General features: G+C 63.0%; 18 protein-coding genes. 6 read left to right on the top strand and 12 right to left on the bottom strand.

Annotated elements, in window-relative coordinates; genetic code table 11:
- Positions 1–78: 78 nt before the first annotated feature.
- Positions 79–654: a TMEM175 family protein gene (locus tag ABVQ20_RS03740; protein WP_354458149.1), complete on the top strand. Its 576-nt coding sequence runs from the start codon at positions 79–81 to the stop codon at positions 652–654.
- Positions 655–660: 6 nt separating this feature from the next.
- Here the strand turns inward: ABVQ20_RS03740 and ABVQ20_RS03735 are convergent, their stop codons facing one another.
- Positions 661–951, bottom strand: coding sequence for a hypothetical protein (locus ABVQ20_RS03735; protein ID WP_354458148.1), 291 nt, complete (start codon positions 949–951; stop codon positions 661–663).
- Between the two features lie 133 nt (positions 952–1,084).
- On the opposite strand from ABVQ20_RS03735, the gene ABVQ20_RS03730 reads away from it, so the two are divergent.
- Complete coding sequence (locus tag ABVQ20_RS03730) at positions 1,085–1,957, top strand: SDR family NAD(P)-dependent oxidoreductase (RefSeq protein ID WP_354458147.1); 873 nt, start codon at positions 1,085–1,087, stop codon at positions 1,955–1,957.
- A gap of 207 nt (positions 1,958–2,164) precedes the next feature.
- The gene (locus ABVQ20_RS03725; protein ID WP_354458146.1) at positions 2,165–3,400 is read left to right on the top strand and encodes a hypothetical protein; all 1,236 of its coding nucleotides are present in this window, start codon (positions 2,165–2,167) and stop codon (positions 3,398–3,400) included.
- Between the two features lie 131 nt (positions 3,401–3,531).
- On the opposite strand, the gene ABVQ20_RS03720 is transcribed toward ABVQ20_RS03725, so the two are convergent.
- The 3 genes from ABVQ20_RS03720 to ABVQ20_RS03710 form a co-directional block, all read right to left on the bottom strand.
- The gene (locus ABVQ20_RS03720; RefSeq protein ID WP_354458145.1) at positions 3,532–3,822 is read right to left on the bottom strand and encodes a hypothetical protein; all 291 of its coding nucleotides are present in this window, start codon (positions 3,820–3,822) and stop codon (positions 3,532–3,534) included.
- A 236-nt stretch (positions 3,823–4,058) separates the two neighbouring features.
- Positions 4,059–4,700 (bottom strand): DapH/DapD/GlmU-related protein, encoded by a 642-nt coding sequence (locus ABVQ20_RS03715; RefSeq protein ID WP_354458144.1) that lies wholly within the window; start codon positions 4,698–4,700, stop codon positions 4,059–4,061.
- Positions 4,701–4,765: 65 nt separating this feature from the next.
- Positions 4,766–5,242: a CreA family protein gene (locus ABVQ20_RS03710; RefSeq protein ID WP_354462115.1), complete on the bottom strand. Its 477-nt coding sequence runs from the start codon at positions 5,240–5,242 to the stop codon at positions 4,766–4,768.
- Between the two features lie 220 nt (positions 5,243–5,462).
- On the opposite strand from ABVQ20_RS03710, the gene ABVQ20_RS03705 reads away from it, so the two are divergent.
- On the top strand, positions 5,463–6,044 hold the full coding sequence (locus ABVQ20_RS03705) for an SCO family protein (protein ID WP_354458143.1): 582 nt from the start codon (positions 5,463–5,465) through the stop codon (positions 6,042–6,044).
- A 79-nt stretch (positions 6,045–6,123) separates the two neighbouring features.
- Positions 6,124–6,996, top strand: coding sequence for a 50S ribosomal protein L11 methyltransferase (locus ABVQ20_RS03700; protein ID WP_354458142.1), 873 nt, complete (start codon positions 6,124–6,126; stop codon positions 6,994–6,996).
- A gap of 216 nt (positions 6,997–7,212) precedes the next feature.
- On the opposite strand, the gene ABVQ20_RS03695 is transcribed toward ABVQ20_RS03700, so the two are convergent.
- The gene (locus ABVQ20_RS03695) at positions 7,213–10,749 is read right to left on the bottom strand and encodes an autotransporter domain-containing protein (protein WP_354458141.1); all 3,537 of its coding nucleotides are present in this window, start codon (positions 10,747–10,749) and stop codon (positions 7,213–7,215) included.
- A gap of 531 nt (positions 10,750–11,280) precedes the next feature.
- Here ABVQ20_RS03695 and ABVQ20_RS03690 point away from each other — a divergent pair.
- A complete protein-coding gene (locus ABVQ20_RS03690; protein ID WP_354458140.1) occupies positions 11,281–13,125 on the top strand; it encodes an aminopeptidase P family protein in 1,845 nt (614 codons plus the stop codon).
- Positions 13,126–13,293: 168 nt separating this feature from the next.
- On the opposite strand, the gene ABVQ20_RS03685 is transcribed toward ABVQ20_RS03690, so the two are convergent.
- The 7 genes from ABVQ20_RS03685 to lpxC form a co-directional block, all read right to left on the bottom strand.
- The gene (locus ABVQ20_RS03685; protein ID WP_354458139.1) at positions 13,294–13,590 is read right to left on the bottom strand and encodes an AzlD family protein; all 297 of its coding nucleotides are present in this window, start codon (positions 13,588–13,590) and stop codon (positions 13,294–13,296) included.
- Entirely contained in the window at positions 13,587–14,315 is a 729-nt protein-coding gene (locus ABVQ20_RS03680) for an AzlC family ABC transporter permease (protein WP_354458138.1), read from the bottom strand. The genes ABVQ20_RS03685 and ABVQ20_RS03680 overlap by 4 nt, the downstream gene beginning before the upstream one ends.
- Positions 14,316–14,421: 106 nt before the next feature.
- Positions 14,422–15,108 carry a DUF2461 domain-containing protein gene (locus tag ABVQ20_RS03675; RefSeq protein ID WP_354462113.1) on the bottom strand — a complete coding sequence of 229 codons (687 nt, stop codon included), beginning with the start codon at positions 15,106–15,108 and terminating at the stop codon, positions 14,422–14,424.
- Positions 15,108–17,312, bottom strand: a complete 2,205-nt coding sequence (ligA, locus tag ABVQ20_RS03670; protein ID WP_354458137.1) for an NAD-dependent DNA ligase LigA — start codon at positions 17,310–17,312, stop codon at positions 15,108–15,110. The genes ABVQ20_RS03675 and ligA overlap by 1 nt, the downstream gene beginning before the upstream one ends.
- 250 nt (positions 17,313–17,562) lie before the next feature.
- A complete protein-coding gene (gene recN / locus ABVQ20_RS03665) occupies positions 17,563–19,236 on the bottom strand; it encodes a DNA repair protein RecN (RefSeq protein ID WP_354458136.1) in 1,674 nt (557 codons plus the stop codon).
- 118 nt (positions 19,237–19,354) lie between these two features.
- Complete coding sequence (locus tag ABVQ20_RS03660) at positions 19,355–20,227, bottom strand: outer membrane protein assembly factor BamD (protein ID WP_354458135.1); 873 nt, start codon at positions 20,225–20,227, stop codon at positions 19,355–19,357.
- Between the two features lie 342 nt (positions 20,228–20,569).
- Positions 20,570–21,520 (bottom strand): UDP-3-O-acyl-N-acetylglucosamine deacetylase, encoded by a 951-nt coding sequence (gene lpxC / locus ABVQ20_RS03655; RefSeq protein WP_354458134.1) that lies wholly within the window; start codon positions 21,518–21,520, stop codon positions 20,570–20,572.
- Between the last annotated feature and the right edge of the window lie 218 nt (positions 21,521–21,738).

Below are 21,738 nucleotides of genomic sequence, written 5' to 3'. Positions count from 1 at the left end.
GACGCCGACGGCTAAATCCGTTTCGCCACAGAGGGGTAGAGCGGCTTCCTGATGGCCGCTCAAGGGGAAGGTGAGTTCATGGGCAAGGGACGGGTCGAGGCCTTCACGGACGGGGTGGCGGCCATCATCATCACCATCATGGTGCTGGACCTGAAAGTGCCGGAGGGCGAGGACTTCTACGCTCTTCTGCCACAATGGCCGATCTTCCTGTGCTACGTGCTCTCCTTCATCAATGTCGGCATCTACTGGAACAACCTGCACAACATGTTCCACACCGTGCAGCGCGTCGATGGCGGCGTTCTGTGGGCGAACCTGCATCTCCTGTTCTGGCTGTCGCTGATGCCGGTGACCACCGCCTTCATGGGCGAGAACCATTTCGCCAGGGTTCCGGTCGCCGTCTACGGTCTCGACCTCGCTCTGTGCGCCGCCGCCTACGCCATTCTCGTCACCGCGCTGCACCGACTGCATGGCCAGGACAGTGCTTTTGCCAGGGCTTTGGGCAGCGACTTCAAGGGAAGGGCTTCGTTGGCTGCCTATATCGCCGCCATCCCGCTGGCTTTCGTCAATCAATGGATCAGTGTCGCGATCTATGTTCTGGTCGCCCTGGTCTGGCTGGTGCCGGACACGCGTTTCGCGCGGGTGATCGAAAAGTAGTCCGCCCTACTTTTTCTGCTTTCGCATCGCTTTCAGCTTCTCCGCCACCGCGGCGGCGAGATCAGCATAGCGCTCCTCCAACCGTTCCGCCGCCTTGATGATCGAGAAATCATGGCCGAATTTCTCCAGCGCCATGCGCAATTTCTCGACGAACTCCGCCTGTTTTTCGAGCGCGGAAAACAGCGTTCTCACCTGCGCCTCGCTGATGTCGGGATTGGCAAGCATCTGCGGCACTTCGCGGCCCATCTGGTCGCCGGTGGTGGTCTGCTCTTTCAGGATTTCGACCCAGTCCGTCAATCCGCGGTACTCCTCTTGAGAGTGCAGCATGTACAGCGCCGGCCGGCGCGGTCAACCCGAAGTGGTCGATACGGCCTTGCACGAGGCTCTTGCCGCGCTAAGTTCGCCGCAGTCCCCAGTAGGAATCCCCCTCATGACCGATGATGCCGACATCCAGACCGCCCTGCCAGCACTTGCCCACGGCAATACCGCCGTCATCACCGGCGGCGCCAGCGGCATCGGCCTTGCCGCGGCCAAACGGCTGGCATTCATGGGCATGAAGATCGTGCTCGCCGACATTGGCGGCGCCCGCCTCGACGAGGCCTCCCACGCCATCGCCGCGATTGCCGGCGACGATGCCACGCTCGCCGTCGCAACCAACGTCTCCAAGGCCGGCGAGGTCGACCGCCTGGCGGACCGGGCATTCGGCGCCTTCGGCGGCGTGTCGCTGCTGATGAACAATGCCGGCGTCGGCAACAATCCCGGCAAGCCATGGGAAAATCGCGACGCCTGGAAGCATCTGCTGGACATCAACTTCTGGGGTGTGGTCCATGGTGTCGAGGCCTTCACGCCCCGCATGCTGGCCTCTGGCGCACCGGGGCTGATCATCAACACCGGCTCCAAGCAAGGCATCACCACGCCGCCCGGCAACCTCGCCTACAATGTGTCGAAGGCCGGTGTGAAAACCTTCAGCGAAGGCCTGGCGCATGCACTGCGCAACGAACCCGGCGCCAAGGTGGCCGCGCATCTGCTCATTCCCGGCTTCACCTATACGGGCCTCACCGAGGGCGTGACGGAAAAGCCAGCGAGCGCCTGGACGGGCGAGCAGGTCGTCGATTTCATGCTGGGTGCGCTGGTTCGTGGCGACTTCTACATCCTGTGCCCCGACAATGAAGCGGCCCGTCCGATGGACGAGAAACGCATGGCCTGGGCGATCGGCGACATCATCGAAAACCGCCCTGCCCTGTCGCGCTGGCATCCCGAGCACAAGCAGGCTTTCGCCGCGTTCATGGAGAGTGGAGCGTGATCCCTACCCCAGCGTTCGCGCAAGCGGGTGCAATTGGATACACGTGACAGGTGTATTGAACGAAAAACACACCTTATCGGTTTGCTGCCATGTTAATGATGCAGGCAAGAGAGCCTGTTCCTTCCGCTTCACGGCGGTTTACCTCCGCCCCTCCCGCCGCGCCACCCCCGCATGGCGGGAGGGGTTTAAGTCCGGAGAGCGCGGAGCATGTTCCCCCGAAAGCGCCGGTCGGCTCCGCTACAGACGATCGCTCCACTTTCCCGAAGACTGCTTCAGGCCACGGCCCTTGGCTTTCTGATCTCCTGCGCCGCCACCACGGTCAGGGCTGATCCGGCCCCCGATCCGAACACGGATCCCGAATTCGCCGGCAGCCTCGAACGGCACTGGACCAGCAACGCATTGGACAGCGACCGGCCAGTCCCTGACTGGTACACGCTGCTGCGCGGATCCCTGGACAAGCAATGGGGCGGCAACGATTCGAACGAAAAGATCCACGCCGACTTCCAGGTATCGCAATACGACAACACGTCGATCGAGGACGACCGGGCCCTCGGGCTCTCGGCCGAGGCTTTCCGCAAGCTTGCCCCAGGCATCGAGTTGCGGGGGTCGCTGAGCTATCGCGTGTCGGAGACGGGGGATCACCTCGATATCGGGCCGCTGGTGCTGGGAACACGCGAGTTCAAGCAGGTTTTCGGCGCCCAGACGCAACTCGGCATCGACCTTGGCCATGCCACTTCGCTCATCCTCGAGGTCGCCGACAGTCTGGAAAAATTCGGCAACACGCATTTCCAGGACGATCTTATTGAGCCGACAAAGCTTCATGCCGACCGCAACAGCTTCCAGGTTGCCGCCAGGATTACCCGCACCCTGGGCAGCCTCGCCTTCGGCGGCTCGGCCTCGGCGCTGTTCGTTGCGGTCGAGCAGATCGGAACGCCGCCGCTGTTCCTGCCCTTCAACGTCTACACGCTGCGCGCGGAGGCAGCCTACAAGGCAACCGACGGATCGACGCTGGGCCTCGCATTCGGCGCGCAGTTCCTGCGTGGCGCCGACGGCATCTACGAGCGCTTGCGCCCGACCTGGCAGGTGACCCTTGCCAAGCCGCTGCCGCGCGGATTTGAACTGCGCGGCACCTATTTCGGCCGCTACGAAACGTCGAACAGCGACGACCCGCTGGCCTCGTGGCTGCAGCGCACGGAACTGGAAGTCGCCGTCAAGCTGCGCGAGAAACTTGGCGTGGGTTCCGGCATCTTCTACGAGGTCAAGGACAATCTGCTCTACGAGAACCAAGAGCGCCGGGACGGCGTCTACGCCGAGGCGACTTATGATGCCACCAAGTCGATGGCCATCGTCTTCCGGGTCGATGTTTCCCGGACCATCAAGACCGTGATCGACGAAAACGACCACACCGTTGACGCCTTCGTCGCCGTGCGCGCCAAGATCTGATTTCTGAAATCCTGCCCAGCCGCGGAATGGAGCCCCCACTCCATCTGCAAGGACTGTCAGGGTCGAGGCAGGAGGGGCTTGCACACCCTCCTGCCCTGACACGCGGGTAACGATCACCCGTGAGTTTCGGCTCAGTGCTTGCCCAGCTTGTAGGTATTGCCGCCAAGGACATTGGCACCGACACCGCCAAGGATGCCGCTGAGCACATCGGTCTTGTTGCCGTCCAGGATGCCTGAAACGACATTGCCGTTCAGGATGTTGTTGCCACTCAGGACGCCGTTCAGCGCAGTGATCTTGCCGAGGTCGATAGACGGCGACACGTTGATCAGGCTCCCCGAATTGCCACCCCAGCCACCGGCATAGGCGCCAACGGTCGAGAAAGAAACAACTGCAGCGGTAATTACAAATGCGAGCTTATTCATGACTACTCTCCTTTGTTGCTGATGATGTTTCCTTCGGCTTTCTGCGATGTACCTCCAACATCATTAGTGCATTTCGACAAAAGTCTTGCAACTATAGAGTAGTCAATTCGGGATATACACGCCGTTTTCCAATTTTTAACCCTAATCTTTTACGTTAAGAAAATTGGTTACCCGTGGTGTGCTTTCAGGGGCCGGTTCATAGGGATCCGGCCTGCTCAAGCTTGTCCCGCAAGGCTTCAGGAGGCGTGGTTTTCCCACGTGTCGAGGAAGGTCTCGATCGGCATGGATTGCATGTCCGGAACTGCCCTGGCGAGCTTTTCGGCCGGCCAGTCCCACCAAGCGAGACGTTCGATCCGTTCGGCGATATCATCGGCAAAACGCTGCCGCAGCGGCCTGGCCGGCACGCCGGCGACGATGGCATAGGCCGGCACGTCCTGCGTCACCACCGCATTGGCGCCCACCACCGCGCCATTGCCGATGGCCACGCCCGGCATGATCACCGCGCCGTGGCCGATCCAGACATCATGGCCGATGGTCACGGCCTTCGCTTGTCGCCGCGCGCGGAACGCGGCATCGACGCCCAGCCAGCGAAAATACTCGTTCGGCCGGTAGCTGACCTTGTGCTGGGTGATCCGCTCGATCGGGTGCTCCAGCGCGTTGATGCGGCTGTTGGACGCGATCGAACAGAATTTGCCGATGGTCGTATAGATCGCTTCGGAATGCCGCTCGAAATAGGTGAAATCGCCGACCGTCACCTCGCGCAGCACGACGCGCTCGCCGATCGAGGCATAGCGCCCGAGCTTGCACGCCTTCAGCTCCGCGGTCGGATGGATGCGCGGCTCGGAATCCTTCAGGACGAGATTTTCGGAACGGTCCATGCGGGCGCTTTACCCCCGCGCGATTGGTCCCGCAAGCCGCGACCAATCGCTACGGCCGATTGCGCCTACTTCGGCTTGCCGCCGGTCCACACCACACTCTGGCCATAGAGCGGTACGGTGGTGATGGACATCTTCGCCGAGCCGTTCTGGACCTGGCGCGAATGCGACAGATAGATCAGCGTCTCGTTCTTCTTGTCGTAGATGCGATTCACCACCTGCTTCTTCCAGATCAGGCTGAGGCCCTGCTTGAACACCTCCTCGCCGCCCTCGCTCATGTCGATGGCGCCGATGGTGATCGGCCCGGTCTGGCGGCAGGAGATCGAAGAGTCGCTGGGATCCTCGAACCAGTTGCCCTTGTGCAGGCGATCGATGATGCCGCGATCGAAATAGGAGACGTGGCAGGTCACGCCGTCCACCTTCGGATCCTTGATCGCCTCGACGATGATGTCGTTGCCGAGCCAGTCGACGCCAACCTTGCCCACTTCCTGGGCGAAGGCAGCACCGCTGCCGAAGACAACACATGCGGCCAGCGCGCCACCCATCAGTTTTCGCCCAATCAGTCCGTGCAAGGGAGCCTCCTGCGGTTCGAGTTGCTGGTGTCAGGTGGGACGGTCCGCCGGAATTTGCAAGCGGACCGCGCGCCACCGTCGATGGTTGCGGCAACGAGGCATCTTTGCGTGCCCCCTGTCAAACCGCTAAGACTACCGGCACGCGGTGCGCAGTTACGGTGCGCAATGAATTTCACGAAATGGACCTGCACTGATGATGCGTTCAATCCTGGTCGGCATACTCGTCCTGATGGCGGCGGGCATCGGCTGGCTCACCTTCGACTGGTATCGCGGGCATTATGGCGGCGAGCCATACGGCGGGTCCTTCACCCTGACCGACCAGAAGGGCGCGCCGATCACCGAAGCCGCGTTCCGGGGCCAGCCCAGCGTCGTCTTCTTCGGCTTCACCCACTGCCCCGAGGTCTGCCCGACCACGCTCCTCGAACTCTCCGGCTGGCTGAAGACGCTCGGCGACGACGGCAAGAACCTGCATGCCTATTTCGTCTCGGTCGATCCGGAGCGCGACACACCCGATGTCATGAAAGCCTATGTCGGCAATTTCTCCGATCGCATCGTCGGCATCACCGGCGATCCCGACAAGGTCCACGCCATGGCCAAGTCCTTCGGCATCTACTGGAAGAAGGTCGATACTGGTGACGGCGATTATACGATGGACCATACCGCCTCGGTGCTGCTGCTCAACGCCAAGGGTGACTTTGCCGGCACCATCGCCTATGGCGAGAGCGCCGACACCGCCATTGCCAAGTTGAAGCGGCTGGCGGCGAACGGAGCATGACCCGAGCCGAAGGTCGGCAAAGCAAAGCGTGTGCGAAGCGGGTTTCGGCCGAGATCATGCTCAACAAGAAACATAATCCATGACCCAGACGCGCCTTCACTTCATCGCCAGCAAGACCGAGTCCATCAGCATGTTTGCCGCCCTCGAAGCCGCGTTCGAGGACGAGGGCTTGCCGATCGCGGTGCGTGAGGTCGATGAGGACAGGGACATCCATGAGGTGTCAGTCTACACCGATGGCGACGAGGACGCCGTCGAGGCGCGGATGAAGGATGTTCTCGACAGTCTTGCCCTGTCAAAGCCGATCGGGCGCGAGACCCTGCCCGACATCGACTGGGTTGCGCGTTCGCTCGAGGGATTGAAGCCGGTGCGCGCCGGCCGGTTCTTCGTCCACGGCGCGCATGACCGCCGCAAACGCCATAGCGGCGAACTCGCCATCGAGATCGAGGCAGGCCTTGCCTTCGGCACCGGCCATCACGGCACCACCGCCGGCTGCCTGGAAGTGCTGGAGCAGGTCGTGCGCCGCGAGCATCCGCGCAATGCGCTCGACTTGGGCACCGGCAGCGCGGTGCTGGCCATCGCGGTGGCCAAACTCGCCCATATTCGCGTGCTGGCGACCGACATCGATCCCATCGCCGTGAAGGTCGCCGCCGACAATGCGCGGCTCAATCACGTCAAGGCTCTGGTGGAGACGGTGACCGCGCCGGGCTTTCACCACCCGATCTTCGCCAGGCGCGCGCCCTTCGACCTCATCGTCGCCAACATATTGGCGCGGCCGCTGATGCGGCTGGCGCCGCAAATGGCAGCTCATATCGCTTGGGGCGGCTCGATCGTCCTGTCAGGCATTCTCGACCGCCAGCGCGACGCCGTTGTTGCGGCCTATGTCGGCCAGCAGTTCCGACACGTGCGCACCCTGCACCGCGAAGGCTGGGTGACGATCCACCTCAAGCGCTGAAACCGACAACCTCGGTCGGTCGCGCCAAGATTGTGTTCGTTTGAGCAGTACCCACCTTTTCGGGACCATGCTCCAAGGTGTGCTGAGATTCAGGTCAGGCCGAGCCGAAAACGAAGGTTTCCGAGAACCGGAGCGGAGCGTACTTGAAGTACGTGGGCACCGGAAGCGCAGGAAGCCATCGTTTGCAGGCCGGCATCACCTGAATATCAATACAGCCTAGAATTTCACTCCCAGATTGGCCTTGAACCCATTGTCGAATGCATTCGGGCCGAACTGCCCGGCATAGGAAACGCCTAGCGTGGTATTCCGTGCCAGTTGCACGTCGAAGCCGGCTTCGACCAGCATGGCATCCTTGGCGATCGGCACGCCGGCGATGGTGAAGGCGTCGCCGCCTGCAAAGGCGACGGTCGACAGCGGCGTCACGTCGCCGAAGGCATGGCGCCAGCCGAACATGCCACGCGCCGTGGCTGTCACCCCACCGACCGTGACGTCGGTGGAGGCCCTGACGCCCAGCGTGGTGAAGGTCGCGTCTGTCGTCGAACTGCCGCTCGTCAGCGCCGCGGAACCGCCCGTCTCGGTGAAGCCATCCGTATGCAGATTGACATAGGCGAGATTGGCGAAAGGTTCGAAGGCGAATGGCCCGGCGCCGGTCTTGTAGGCGAGCTCGCCGAAAGCCTGCGCCGTCGCGGCATCATAATTAGCCGACAAATTATCGGAGAAGCCGTCGAAAGCAACCGAACGCGATGTCGATATCCGGTTCCAAGTATAGGCGGCACCCGCGCGGAAGGCGATCGCGCCCCACTCGGTCCCGCCATAGAGGCCGAGATGATAATTGTCGCTATCGCCCGAGGAGTTGCGGTCATCGGCGTCGAAGCTGGTTCGGCTGTAGCCGCCGACCAGGCCGATCCGCCAGTCGCCGGCCCTGCCGTCGGCGCCCACCAGCAAGCCGCCGGTCGAGCGGTGGAAGGCCGCGGCATTGCCGTCACCATCCGTGCCGCCCCATGCGCCAAAGCCCTGGGTCCAGACCGCGAACCGGTCGGTATCGGCGGCTACTGGCTGCAGGCCATCCTCGCCATAGGCCATGACCGGCAGCGAGGCGACATTGTCGCCACCGAAAGCACCGCGCAGGCGCGCCGTCACGGCATCCTGGAGAAAATGGCTGTCCTGGACGAGCGTGCCCTTGGCCGACGCGTGGATATCGCCCGAGAGCTGGTCGAAGGCGGCCTGTGCGGCGGAGGCGTTCGGCAACGCCAGAACGGCGCTTACCAACGCGCTGTTGTCGGCACTGTCCAGCCCGGCGCCTGTGGCGATCTGGTTCGACGTCAGGCCGGCCGAGCCGAAGGTCTTGCTCTTGTCGACGTCAATGTAGACGTGAGTTGCGTCCTGGTCGACGGCAGCTTTGAGAAAATAGGAAAGTTGGGCGTTGGAGAGCGTGAAGGTGTCTTGGCCGACAAAGCCAGAAGTCTGGAGCACGGTATAACGGGTACCCGGCACATAGGTGGCGGCATCGAGCTTGGTAATTGCCAGCGCGGCGCCATTGGTGATCGTGGTGCTGCCCGTCACATCGATCAGGTCGGAGGTCCCGGTGGAGGTCAGCTCCACCGCATAGCTCGAACCCGAAGCGAAGCTGGCATCGCCCGTGACCGTGAGCGTGCCGATCGCGTTCTTGCCGGGTTCGACCGTGCCTTCGGCCACCAGTCCGCCGATCGTGCCGGTGCCACCCAGCTTGGCACCGCTATCCACGGTGACAACGGAACTGCCCAGCTTGCCGCTCACCAGCATCTTGCCGGCCTGAACCTCGGTCGCACCGGAGAAACCGCTGCTGTTGCCGGAGAGTTCGAATGTGCCGGTCCCGACCTTGATCAGCCCACCGGTTCCGGTGATCGTGCCGGAAAACACCGTCGAACTGTTGTCGTTGCCGGTCGTCAGCGTTGCCTTGCCGGCGTCAACGGAGCCAGCACCGGCAAGCGAGCCGATGGCCTGGTCGAAATTGCCGAGTGACAGCGTCGCGCCGCTCGCAACCGTATAGGCGCTGTTCTTGCTGAAGATGTTTTCGTCGCCCGCCTTGAGCGTGCCTTCGGCAACGTCCGTGGCCGTGGCATAGGTATTGTTGTCGGCATAGCCGGTTATCGTCAGCGTGCCCGTGCCGGTCTTCGTGAAGGTACCGGTCGGCGTGTCATTGTCGCCCATGCTTGCGCTGGTGCTGACGTCGAAATCCTGGGTATCGATTGTGCCGCCAGTCGGACCAAATAGGAAGGAGACATTGGCAAGGGTGAGATCGGCACCTGCCTGCAGTGTACCGCCGTTCAATGTGATCGGCCCCGAACCCAGCGCATGACCGGCCGTGAGCTGGATTGTTCCCTCGTTGATCAGTGCGCCGCCGATATCGTTGTCATTATTCGTCAGAACGAGCGTGCCCGCCCCGGTTTTGAAGATTGGCGCAGTATCCGACAGGTTGGTGATCTGGCCGGTATAAGTGGCGGTTCCGGTGCCGACATGGATGGTGTCACCGACATCGACTTGAAGCGCGTTGTCGATCGAGATGCCGTTCTGGATGTCGATGGTCGTTCCGGCGTAGGCGGTGAGCGCACCGGTACCCAGCGCGTCATTGTTGCCGAGGCTGAGCGTGCCACCGGAGAGGATGGTGCCGCCTGTGTAGCTGCTTGCTCCGTTCAACGTTAGCGTACCGCTTCCGACCTTGGTCAGGGTCGCCGCGCCCCCGCTTTCGCTTATTCCCGATGAGAGCGTCAAATCGCCATTGCTGGTGTCGATCGTTTCCGACCCAGCGGCGAGCGTTATGGCTTGTGCAAATGTGTGCGCGCCGCTCGCACCGAATGTCGTGCCGCTCGCCATGCTAAGGCCGCCAGTGCCGAGCGCCGCGTCATTGCCGATCAGCAGGGTTCCTTCGGAGAGAGTTGTGCCGCCCTTGTAGGTGCTTGCGCCCGTCAGCGTCAGCGTGCCGCTTCCCACCTTCGTAAGCGACAGCGTACCGTCCCCAGCTTCATAGATCTGGCCATTCAGTGTGGTATCGGTGTTGAGGGCGCCGATCTCGAACGTCCCAGTAGAGCTCGGCGAAGATCCATAAAAGGTAAGGGCACCTGATCCCTCGACCGAGCCCAGCTTCAGCGTGCCGGAACCGGACAGCGAGATGTTGCCCCCATCGAGAACGAACCTGGCGTTCGCGCCAGAGGCTGGCGACGCGTCGGTTGAGTAGAAAGCCACGCCACCATAGGCATTCACCGTGTACACGACGTTGCTGCCGGCGTCGGCGTTCCGGATGTTGATGAAGGAACCCGCGTCCCAAGCGCCTGAGACCGTGAAGTTCTGGGTCACGCCGGACGTGTTGTTCACGCCACCATTGATGTTGAGATAGGCCCCATTGGAAACATTCACGGTATAAGCGCTGGCCGAATTGTTGAAAGACACAGTGCCAACTGTGACGTAGCCGCCTGGATTGGGCGTATCCAGATTGACGGTTGTTGTCTCGGCGCCGGCCCCGAATGCAATGTCCGCACCGGAGGTGGGCACCGCTCCCCCGCTCCAATTGGCTCCATCCAGGTAGTTGGAACTCGTCTGCCCCGTCCACTGCTGCGCGCCGGCTGACGTCGCAGCGGCAATCCCAACCAGAGCCGTCCCGATCAGCAAGCCGCGCCGCCGCGCATGTCGGCTCATGGCCGGCTGCTTGAATAGCGTTCGTTCCACCTGCAGCGGAAAGCGGCTTTCGCTGTTGGTCGACCCCGTTGAATTGTTCATGCCCTGCCCCATGGCCACACATTCCAGTCCAAGCCCGCCAAGCGGGCCGGTTTTCACGATCCATATGGTTGAAGAGAAGGTTGCCGCTGACCTGCCCCAGGCAGGTGTCCGCGATCAGCCGTTCAGGTCTCTATCGTGCGGATACATTCAAGGCGCGGCACGGAGACGACTGCTCCCGCGCTGCGTATCGACCGCATCCGGCACTGTTGACGCTCCCCACCCCAATGCTGATTGGAAGGCACCCCGCCCATCCGGTCTAAACTGCTGATTAAGATTGGATACATAGATCAGTTGACGTGCCGGCGCATTGACCAAAACTGGGTGCATTTTACAGTTTTTGGTTGCGATGCGATTCAGCAACACTCTCCGCTTGTGCGGCGATGGCGGCGCGGTCGTAAGCCTGGACCAAAGCCAGCCGGTTGTCAGGCCTTGGCCGCTGTCGCTAGGGGTTGCGCGCGCGTATTCTGAAATCGATTCCGGTTTTCGGGACCATGCGCTACGGTCGAAGCACGCATCGCAGGAGAGGCCACCATGTTCCAGACCTTTGATTCCGCCGGCGACCCCGCAGTCGGCAAGCCGCGCGTGGCGCTGCTGCGCCAATGGTTGGCGGCCAATGGGCTGGATGGTTTCATCGTGCCGCGTGCCGACGAGCATCAGGGCGAATATGTCGCCGACCGTTCGGCGCGGCTGAAATGGCTGACCGGCTTCAGCGGCTCGGCCGGCGTCGCCATCGTCCTGCGCGACCGCGCCTTCATCTTTGTCGACGGCCGCTACACGCTGCAGGTGCGCCACGAGGTCGATCTCGACATCTTTTCGATCGAAAGCCTCGTCGACAATCCGCCCGCCGCATGGCTGAAGGACAATCTCGGCAAGGGCGCGCGGCTCGGCTTCGATCCCTGGCTGCACACGATCAGCGAGGTCAAGGCGCTGCAGGCCTCGGCGGACAAGACCGGCACGATCCTGGTACCGCTCGACAGGAACCCGATCGACGCCATCTGGAAGGACCAGCCCGAGGCGCCGGTGGCGCCGGTCGAGCTTCACCCGATCGCCTTTGCCGGTGAACTGGCCAAGGACAAGCTGGCGCGGTTGGCGGCGGCCATCGGCAAGGACGGCGCCACCCATGCCGTGCTGACCGACCCCTCCTCGATTGCCTGGGCTTTCAACATCCGTGGCGGCGACGTGCCGCACACGCCGCTGGCGCTCGGCTTTGCCGTTCTTGCCGCCGATGGATCGCACCAGCTGTTCATGGATAAACGAAAGTTCTCGCGCCAGGTCGCGGCCTATCTAACCCAGCTCGCCGACCTGCATGAACCCGGCGAATTCGAAGCGGCAATCGTGGCCCTTGCCAAGGGCGGCGCGAAAATCGCGCTCGATCCGGTGCTTGCGGCGGACAAATTGCGCATGCTGGTCGAGGACAATGGCGGCACCGTCATTGCGGCCGCCGATCCTGCCCGCATCCCGCGCGCCACCAAGAACCAGGCCGAGATCAACGGCAGCCGCGCCGCGCACCGCCGCGACGGCGCGGCGATCGCCAAGCTGCTGTGCTGGCTGGACCGGCAGAAGCCAGGCACGCTCGACGAGATCGACGTCGTCACCAAGCTGGAGCAGAGCCGGCGGCAGACCGGCGAGGAAACGCAGATGCCGCTGCGCGACGTGTCCTTCGACACCATTTCGGGCGCCGGCCCCAACGGCGCCATCATGCATTACCGCGTCTCGCGCGCCACCAACCGCAAGCTTCGCGATGGCGAGCTGTTCCTGCTCGATTCCGGCGGCCAGTACCAGGACGGCACCACCGACATCACCCGCACGGTGCCGATCGGCAAGCCGACCGAGGAAATGCGCGAGCGCTTCACCCTGGTGCTGAAAGGCATGATCGGCATTTCCACGCTGCGTTTCCCGCAGGGCACGCGCGGCTCCGAAATCGACGCGGTAGCGCGTGTCGCCTTGTGGAAGCACGGCTGCGATTTCGCCCATGGCACCGGCCATGGCGTCGGCTCGTATCTGGCCGTGCATGAAGGCCCGCAGCGCATCGCCCGCACCGGCACCGAAAAGCTGCTGGAAGGCATGATGCTGTCCAACGAGCCCGGCTATTACAAGGAAGGCTCCTACGGCATCCGCATCGAGAACCTCATCCTGGTGACGCCGGCCGCCCAGATAGAGGGCGGCGACCTCGCCGTGCACGGCTTCGAGACGCTGACGCTGGCGCCGATAGACAAACGCATGGTGCGAACGGATCTGTTGACCCGCGATGAATTGCATTGGCTCGATGCCTATCACGCCCGTGTGCTGGCCGAGATCGGCCCGATGGTGGACGGAGAAACGCTAGCATGGCTGGAGAAAGCCACTGCACCGCTACCGCATGACGCGAAGATTTGAGTGCTGGCCTTTAGTTTGAAAGGTCGGCGCTGCCCCTCATTGCCCTGCCGGGCATTTCTCCCCGTATAGTGACGGGGAGAAAGACGCTGTCATCCCTGCTTTCGCCAAATCGTCAACGCAGGCAGATGAGGGGCAGCGCCAACATTCGAAACGATAGCGCCTCGAAGCCTACCCAACAAACTGCCGCGCCAGGATCAGCACCGCCGCACCCGCCAGAAACATCGCCATCAGCCCGCCGCGCAGCGAGACAACAGCGGTGACGATCAGCGCCGCCCATTCCGCCGGTCCCGCACTAAGGGCCGCAGGCGCCACCAGCGTCGTCAGCACGGCCGCCGGCACGGCGTTCAGCCCGGCCTCGACACGCGGATGGATGTTGTCGAAGCGCGAGATGACCAGATGGCCGCCGACGCGTGTCAGATAGGTCGCGATGGCGCCGGCAATGATGATCCAGAAGGTCGTACTCATCGCTTTGCCTCCACGCCGCTGTGATGGGGAGGCAGGATGACCGCCAGGAGGACGCCGGCGATGGCGCCTATCGAGACATGCCAGGGCGAGCCCACCGTCTTGTAGGCGATGATGGAGGCGGCGGCACTGGCGATGACCACCGGCAGCCACAGCGGCCGCTTGCGGAAGCCCAGCACCAGGCCGAGGAAATAGATCGGCAGCAGGAAATCGATGCCCAGCGCATGCGTGTCGGGAATGAGCTTGCCGAACACCGCACCGAGCGCGCTCTCGACCACCCAGCACACATAGACTGGCAGGCCGAGCCCCAGATACCAGGCGAACCCGACCGTCTTGCCCGACACAGCCCTCGCCTCGGCCACGGCGAACTGCGGATCGGTGAGAATGAAATAGCCGAGCGCTTGGCTGATAACCGGCCAGTGCGCGATGCGCCGGCCGATGCCGGCCGAGTAAAGCACGTGGCGGAAATTGACCGCGAAGATCGACAACACGATCAGCCACGGCGCGACATGCTGGCCGAACAACTGGATGCCGACCATCTGGCTGGCGCCGCCATAGACCAGCGCGCTCATCAGGAAGGCTTCCAGGACCGAGAAGCCATTGTCGACGGCAAGTGCGCCGAACAGCACCGCGAACGGCGCCGAGGCCACCACGACAGGCATCGAGAGCCGCACGCCTTGCCAGAAGTCGCTTTTACCACCGCGCTCTGAGATTACGTCCGTCGCCATCAGCCACTCCTCGAGAGTGGCGGTATGTAGGCGGCGTACTTTGCCTTGTCACACGAATTCGCTTGAGCCAAACGATCAGCGGAAATGATCGCGGCCCGGCGAAAGGTCAGGCATGTTCTGCCTCGATCGCCCTGCCCCAGTCGAGCAGCGGCTTGGCGCGCAAGGTGAAATCAACGAGTTCGTCAACCAGTTCCGGACCGTGGATTCCCACCGGATCTATCACGTGGCGGACGACGAAATGGCGGTTGCGGATCGCCGCCACGAGGTCGGCATCCTCGACATGTTCGAAGCCGCGCGGCGTGCGTTTCATGCAACCTTCGGTGTCGAGTTCGAGGCCTTTTTTCTTCAGCGCCGCCACCATGGTACGAAACCTGTCAGGCTGCGCCGCGATGGAGCGCCGTATCGCCAGCAGCAGCGCCGGCTCCGGCTGCCACCAGGCGACGCCGGCAAAGCAACCCTCCAACCCGATATGGACGTAGAACACGCCGTGCACCGCCTTGCTGCCATCAGGCGACAGGATCGCCGACAGATGCCGGTTGTACGGACGCTTGTCCTTGGCGAAGCGCACGTCGCGGTTGATGCGGAACAGCGATTTCTTGCGGTCACCGCGCAAACCCAGCCCCGCCGCTGAAAAGCGCTCGGTCAGCGTATCGACCAGATCGCCCATGGGATCGCGCAATTCCTGTTCGAACAGGTCACGGTTTTCCAGGAACCACTCGCGGCTCTGGTGGAAATCGAGCGCCTTCAGGAATGGAAGGGCCTTTGGGCCGAACCCTTTGAATGCGGCCTCCATCACGCCTTGCCGATCCGCGCCAACCAGACGTCCTCGTCGATCACCTCGATGCCGAGTTCGCTGGCAAGCTTGAGTTTCGAGCCAGCGCCCGGGCCGGCAACCACCAGGTCGGTCTTCGCCGAAACCGAGCCCGCGACCTTGGCGCCGAGGCGTTCAGCCATCGCCTTGGCTTCGGAGCGCGTCATCTTCTCCAGCGAGCCGGTGAACACGACCGTCTTGCCGGCGACCTCGCTGTCGGCCGAGACGCTGACGATATACGGCTTCGGGCGGACCTGAAGGAGCAGCGCGTCCAGCACGTCGTCGTTGCGTTCATTGCCGAAGAAATCGCGCAGCGCGTCGATCACCGTGTCGCCGATGCCATTCACCGACGGGAAAACGGTGTGCGGATCTTCAGCCGCCGCCGTCTCCTTGCCGACGCGGATCAACTCCTCGATGGTTGAGAACGTGCGGGCAAGCACGGCGGCCGTCGTTTCGCCGATGTGGCGGATGCCCAGCGCGAAGATGAAGCGGTCGAGTTCGGGTTCGCGGCGCGAATCGATGGCCGCGAACAGCTTGTCCAGGCCCTCATAGTTGCGGTCCTCGACGCTGCGCACATTCTTGCGCGCCTTGCCCGATGCGGCCTCACGCTGCCTCGCCTGCTCCTCGCGTCGCTCGGCCAGCGCCTTGGTGACAGCGGGACGGCGATCCCTGAGCGTGAAGATGTCGGCGGCCGTCTTGATCAGTCCGGCATTGAAGAAGGTGTCGATGTTTTCCGCACCGAGGCCCTCGATATCCAGGGCACCGCGCGACACGAAATGGCGCAATCGTTCAACCGCCTGCGCGGCGCAGATCAGCTCGCCGGTGCAGCGCCGGCGGGAATCTTCCTTGCCCGTCTTCTCATTGATCTCGCGCGTCGCCGGCGAACCACAAACCGGACAGGTGTGCGGGAACTCGTAAGGCACGGCATCGGCGGGACGCTTGTCGATGACGACGCTGACGATCTGCGGAATGACATCGCCTGCGCGCTGGATCACCACAGTATCGCCGATGCGCACGTCGATGCCGTCGCGGATTGGCTGGCCGGTGCTGTCCAGGCCCTTGATGTAGTCCTCATTGTGGAGCGTGACATTTTCGACCACTACGCCGCCGACCGTGACCGGTGCCAGCCGCGCCACCGGCGCCAGCGTGCCGGTACGGCCGACCTGGATGTCGATCTTCTGCACGGTGGTCATGGCCTGTTCGGCCGGGAATTTGTGAGCGACGGCCCAGCGCGGTTCGCCGGTGACGAACCCCCATCTGCGCTGCAGTTCCAACTGGTCGACCTTGTAGACGACGCCGTCTATGTCATAGCCCAGCGAAGAGCGCTGCTCCTCGATCCGGTGATAATGCGCGATCAGTTCGTCAGCCGACTTCGCCCGCACCATCAACGGGCTGATCTTGAACCCCCACTCAGCGAATTTCTGCACCGAATCATATTGGGTCGGCGCGGGATCTTCCGTGGTGTAGCCCCAGGCATAGGCGAAGAATTTGAGGTTGCGGCTGGCGGTGACCGACGCATCCTTCTGGCGCAGCGACCCTGCCGCCGTGTTGCGCGGATTGACGTAGTCCTGCCCACCGGCCGCCGCCGAACGCTGCTTCAGCGCTTCGAATTCCGCATAGGTCATGTAGACCTCGCCGCGTATCTCGATGACCTCCGGCCAGCCCGTGCCCTTGAGCCTCGCCGGGATGTCGGCGATGGTCCTCAGATTGGCGGTGATGTCCTCCCCCACAGTGCCGTCGCCGCGCGTTGCGCCCTGCACGAACACGCCGTTCTCGTAGCGCAGCGAAGCCGACAGGCCGTCGATCTTCGGCTCGGCGGTGAAGGCGATGTCGAGGTCCTTGTCGCGGTCGAAGAAGCGCCGGCCGCGTTCGATGAAGTCGGCGACATCCTCGTCCGTATAGGCCTTGGCGAGGCTGAGCATCGGCACCGCGTGGCGCACTTTGGCAAAGCCTTCCGCCGGCGGCGCGCCCACCCTGCGCGAAGGCGAATCCTCGCGCACAAAGGCTGGAAAGCGCTCCTCGAGGGCAAGGTTGCGACGCCTAAGCGCGTCATATTCCGCGTCGGTGATCGTCGGCGCGTCCTCGGCATGGTAGCGCCGGTCGTGACCCGCGATCTCTTCCGCCAGGCGCTGGAGCTCGGCCTCGGCCTCGCTTTCGGTAAGGGCGTCGACTGGTTTTTCGGACATGATTTCAAACCCGGCTGCTGGAGCAATTCCAGGAAAAGTGTGAAGCGGTTTTCCGCCTGGAATTGCGTCAAAACAAGGAGATAGAACAGGTCAGCGTTTCGGTGAAACGGTGATCCGCCTATCGACGCCGGGACAATAGATCAGGATTGGGATCGAAGGGAGCCGAATTCTGATAAAACCACGCTGAAACAGCGGGATGGAGCCATATGCTGACTCTGCCCGGAAGACTGATTGCGCCCGTCGTTGAAGCCTATGAAACAGCCGTATTCTCGCGCAGCAGCCTCTCGGCCGCGGCCCGCGCCTCGTCGGTGATCGTGGCCCCGGCGAGCATGCGCGCGATCTCTTCCTGCCGCGCCGGCCGATCCATCTCGGCGATACCGGTGGCGACACGGTCGGTGCTGCCGGATTTGGAGATCAGGAAATGCGTCGCCGCGCGTGCCGCCACCTGCGGCGCATGCGTGACCGACAGCACCTGCACGCGTTTCGACAGCCGCGCCAGCCGCTGGCCGATGGCATCCGCCACCGCGCCGCCCACGCCGGTGTCGATCTCGTCGAAGACCAGCGTCGGCGCCGAACCGCGATCGGCCAGCGCCACCTTCAGCGCCAGAAGGAAGCGCGAAAGCTCGCCGCCCGACGCTACCTTCATCATCGGGCCGGGCCGCGTGCCGGGGTTGGTGCGCACCCAGAATTCGATCTGGTCGATGCCTTCTTCCATCCGGCTTTCGGCGTCACTCGACATCTCGACGATGAATTCGGCCCGTTCGAGCTTCAGCGCCGGCAGTTCGGCCATCACGGCCTTGGTCAGCCCGACGGCTGCCGCATGGCGCAGCGACGAAAGCTGCGCGGCGGAAATGTCATAGGCCTCGCGCGCGGCGGCGGCCTGCTTTTCCAGCCCGTGCAGGCGCCCCTCGCCGGCATCGAGATCGGCAAGGTCGGCGGCCATCGTGTCGCGCAGCTGTGCCAGGTCATCGACGGCGACGCTGTGCTTGCGCGAGGCGGCGCGCAGCGAGAACAGCCGTTCTTCCGCCTTCTCCAGCCGCTGCGGATCATATTCGGTGGCGCGAAGTGCCGCCTCGACACCCGATTGCGCCGCGTCCAGCGACAGCATCGCTTCGTCCAGCGACTTGACGACGTCGTCGAGCAGGCCGGGCGCTTCCGCCACCTTGCGCTGCAGCCGCCGCAAAAGGCTCGCCAGCTGCGGCAAGGGCGAGGACGGGCCGGACAGCACGTCCTGCGCATCATGGATTTCCGAGGCGATCTTTTCCGCCCGCATCATGGATGTACGCACTTCGGCAAGCTGGGTCTCTTCGCCCGGCTGCGGATCGAGCTTGGTCAGTTCGGCAACCGCCGCGCGCAGATAGTCCGCTTCGCGCGCCGCCGCTTCGACCTTGGCGCGGTGCCGCGAAAACTCCTGCTCGCAGGCGCGCCAGTGCCGCCACGCCTCGCCGGTTGCCCGCACAGTGCCGAGATGGCCGCCGAATGCATCAAGCACTTCGCGATGCGCGCCGGGATCGACAAGGGCACGCTCATCGTGCTGGCCGTGGATCTCGACCAGCGCGCGGCCGACGTCGCGCATCAGCGTGACGCTGGACGGCTGGTCGTTGACGAAGACCCGCGTGCGGCCATCCGCCGTCTGCACGCGGCGCAGGATGATGTCGCCGTCATCGTCTATGGCATTGTCGGCAAGCAGCGTGCGGGCCGGATGGTTGCGCGGCACGTCGAACACGGCGATGACCTGCCCTTGCGCGGCACCGTGGCGCACCAGCGACGCGTCACCGCGCGAACCGAGCGCCAGCGACAAGGCATCGAGCAGGATGGATTTGCCGGCACCGGTTTCGCCGGTCAGCACGGAAAGACCGGGCTGGAAGTCGATATCCAGCTTCTCGATCAGGACGATATCGCGGATCGACAGTCTGGAAAGCATCAGAACCTGGACCTAGAGCGGCACGCGACCCGTGAGACTCGCTGCGCCGCACTATGTTTTTGTTTGAGCATCGGATCAATCCGAAAACCGCTGCGCACGGTCCGATGCTCCGGAAGCCTCAGGCCCCGGTGATCAGCTTGCCGGCCTTGGATATCCACGACCCGGCATTCTCGCGCGGCTCAAGCCCGTTGCTCTGCAGGAGCTTGTAGGAATCCTTGTACCACTGGCTGTCAGGATAGTTGGTGCCGAGCACCGCCGCGGCGGTCTGCGCTTCCGAGGTCAGCCCCATCGCGTAGTAGCTTTCGGTCAGGCGCGCGAGCGCCTCCTCGACATGGCGGGTGTTGGAATAGTTCTCTACCACATTGCGGAACCGTTTGACGGCGGCGATGTATTCGCGGCGCTCGAGATAGTAGCGGCCGATCTGCATTTCCTTGCCGGCGAGCTGGTCGTTGGCGAAGCGGATCTTTTCCTTGGCATCGTCGACATATTCGGAATTCGGCCAGCGGGTCACCAGGTCCTGCATCGTCTGCATGGTCTGGCGCGCTTCCTTCTGGTCCTGCGTCACGTCCTTGATCTGCCGGTAGTAGCTCAAGCCGATGATGTACTGGGCATAGGCGGCGTCATCGGTCGACGGATAGAGTGTGAGGTAACGCTTGGCCGCGCCGATCGCGTCATCATACTTGCCCTGGCGATAGTCGGCGAAGGCACCCATCACCATCGATTTGCGGGCCCATTCCGAATAGGGGTGCTGGCGGTCGACAGCGTCGAACTTGCGGCTCGCCTCCTGCAGGCGCCCCGCATTCAGATTGGCAAGGCCCTGATTGTAGAGAACGTCGCCTGGTTCGGTCTGGTCGACATAGGTCGAGAGATCGAGGTCCTTCTTCTTATCCGACATGCAGGCTGACAGCAGAAGCGATGGAACAACCACCGAGAGCGCCAGGAAAACGGCCTGTTGCGGCGCTTTCGATTGACCAATTCGCTTGAAGAACATGATTGTATTCCGCCCTTTCGGCGTTATTTCAGCCATCGGCAGCAGCCATAAACCATAACCGCCTAACCCGGCAACGCTATCGATGGCCAATCGCACATTTTTGTGGCGCATTGGCGCCGCCTGCCCGCCCATGCGATTTAGCTGGCCAGCGTTGCATTCCTGCAACATAAGCCAACACTGATAAAGCCTGAAAATCGTTAAAAGGCCATATGATAGCGCACCCGCAGCACGCACGTGACGGGCTTTGGAAACAGCGGGCGGGGAGCGCATCGAAATACACCATACCCGACGAAAAACCGCTGGAAGGAGCTATTGGTGGAGTTTCCCGATGCCCCGCCGGAATCAGATCATCCAGGGCGCGTAGACAGGCGTGTTGACGGCGCTCATCTCGGCCGTGCGGCCGCGCTCATTGCGGGTCGTCTCGACGATCTCGAAAGCCGAACGATCCGACAAAAGCCGGCGCAACGCCGCCGCGTTCAGCCTGTGGCCACCACGGTAGGAGCGGAAGCAGCCGATGAACCGGGCGCCCGCCAGCGCCAGGTCGCCCATGGCGTCCAAGGTCTTGTGGCGCGCGAACTCGTTGGGATAGCGCAGGCCGCCCATGTTGATCACGCGGTTGTCGTCACCGATCACCAGCGAGTTCTCGAGCGAGGAGCCGAGCGCGTAACCGGCGGCCCACAGCCGCTCCACATCCTTCATGAAACCAAAGGTGCGGGCGCGCGCGATGTCGCGGCGAAAAATGTCGGCATTGATGTCGGAGGCAAACAGCTGACGGCCGATCGCCGGGCTTTCAAAGTCGATCTCGACCTCGAAGCGCGTGCCGCCATAGGGCCTGAACTCCGCCCACGAAGCGCCGTTCTCGATTCGAACCGGCTTGAGGACGCGAATGTAGCGGCGCTTGACCGGCAGCGTGTCGATGCCCGCCTGGTCGATCGCGTCCACGAACATGATGGAACTGCCATCCAGGATCGGAACCTCGTGGCCGTCGATCTCGATGACGACATTGTCGATGCCGAGGCCGAAAAGCGTGGCCATCAGATGCTCGACCGTGGCGATATGCTCGCCCAAGGGATCGCCAAGCATGGTGCAGAGATCGGTTGCGCCAACCTCGGAGACAAGCGCGCGGAACTCGCGCCCCTGCCCGTTTCCGTTCGAGAGGTGGAAGATGACGCCGGTGTCGGCATCGGCCGGCAGAAAATGCACGGTGACCGGGTTCCCGCTGTGAACGCCGGTGCCAGTCAGCGTCGCACGCGATTTTAGTGTCGTCTGATAGTCGTGCAAGACAATCCCCATAAGCCCGTATTGCCTAAGGGCCGCGCTCCAACCCCAAAGTTGCGGCTCTCGAATCAATCGGCAGGCAGGGCCACTTCCCCGGAACTCCCAGCACACCGACTTTTGTCGGTGGCGAAGATAGTGGTCCGGCGAAGAGACTCCAAATCACGGTTTCTTACTCTCTGTAACCGCTATCTGGAACATGTACGACATCATAACAGATTGATTTCAAAGCAATT

This window comes from Mesorhizobium shangrilense, from assembly GCF_040537815.1.
GTDB classification, from domain to species: Bacteria; Pseudomonadota; Alphaproteobacteria; order Rhizobiales; family Rhizobiaceae; genus Mesorhizobium; species Mesorhizobium shangrilense.
The sequence above is the reverse complement of the archived record's forward strand: the minus strand, read 5'-3'. Positions and strand labels throughout refer to the sequence as shown.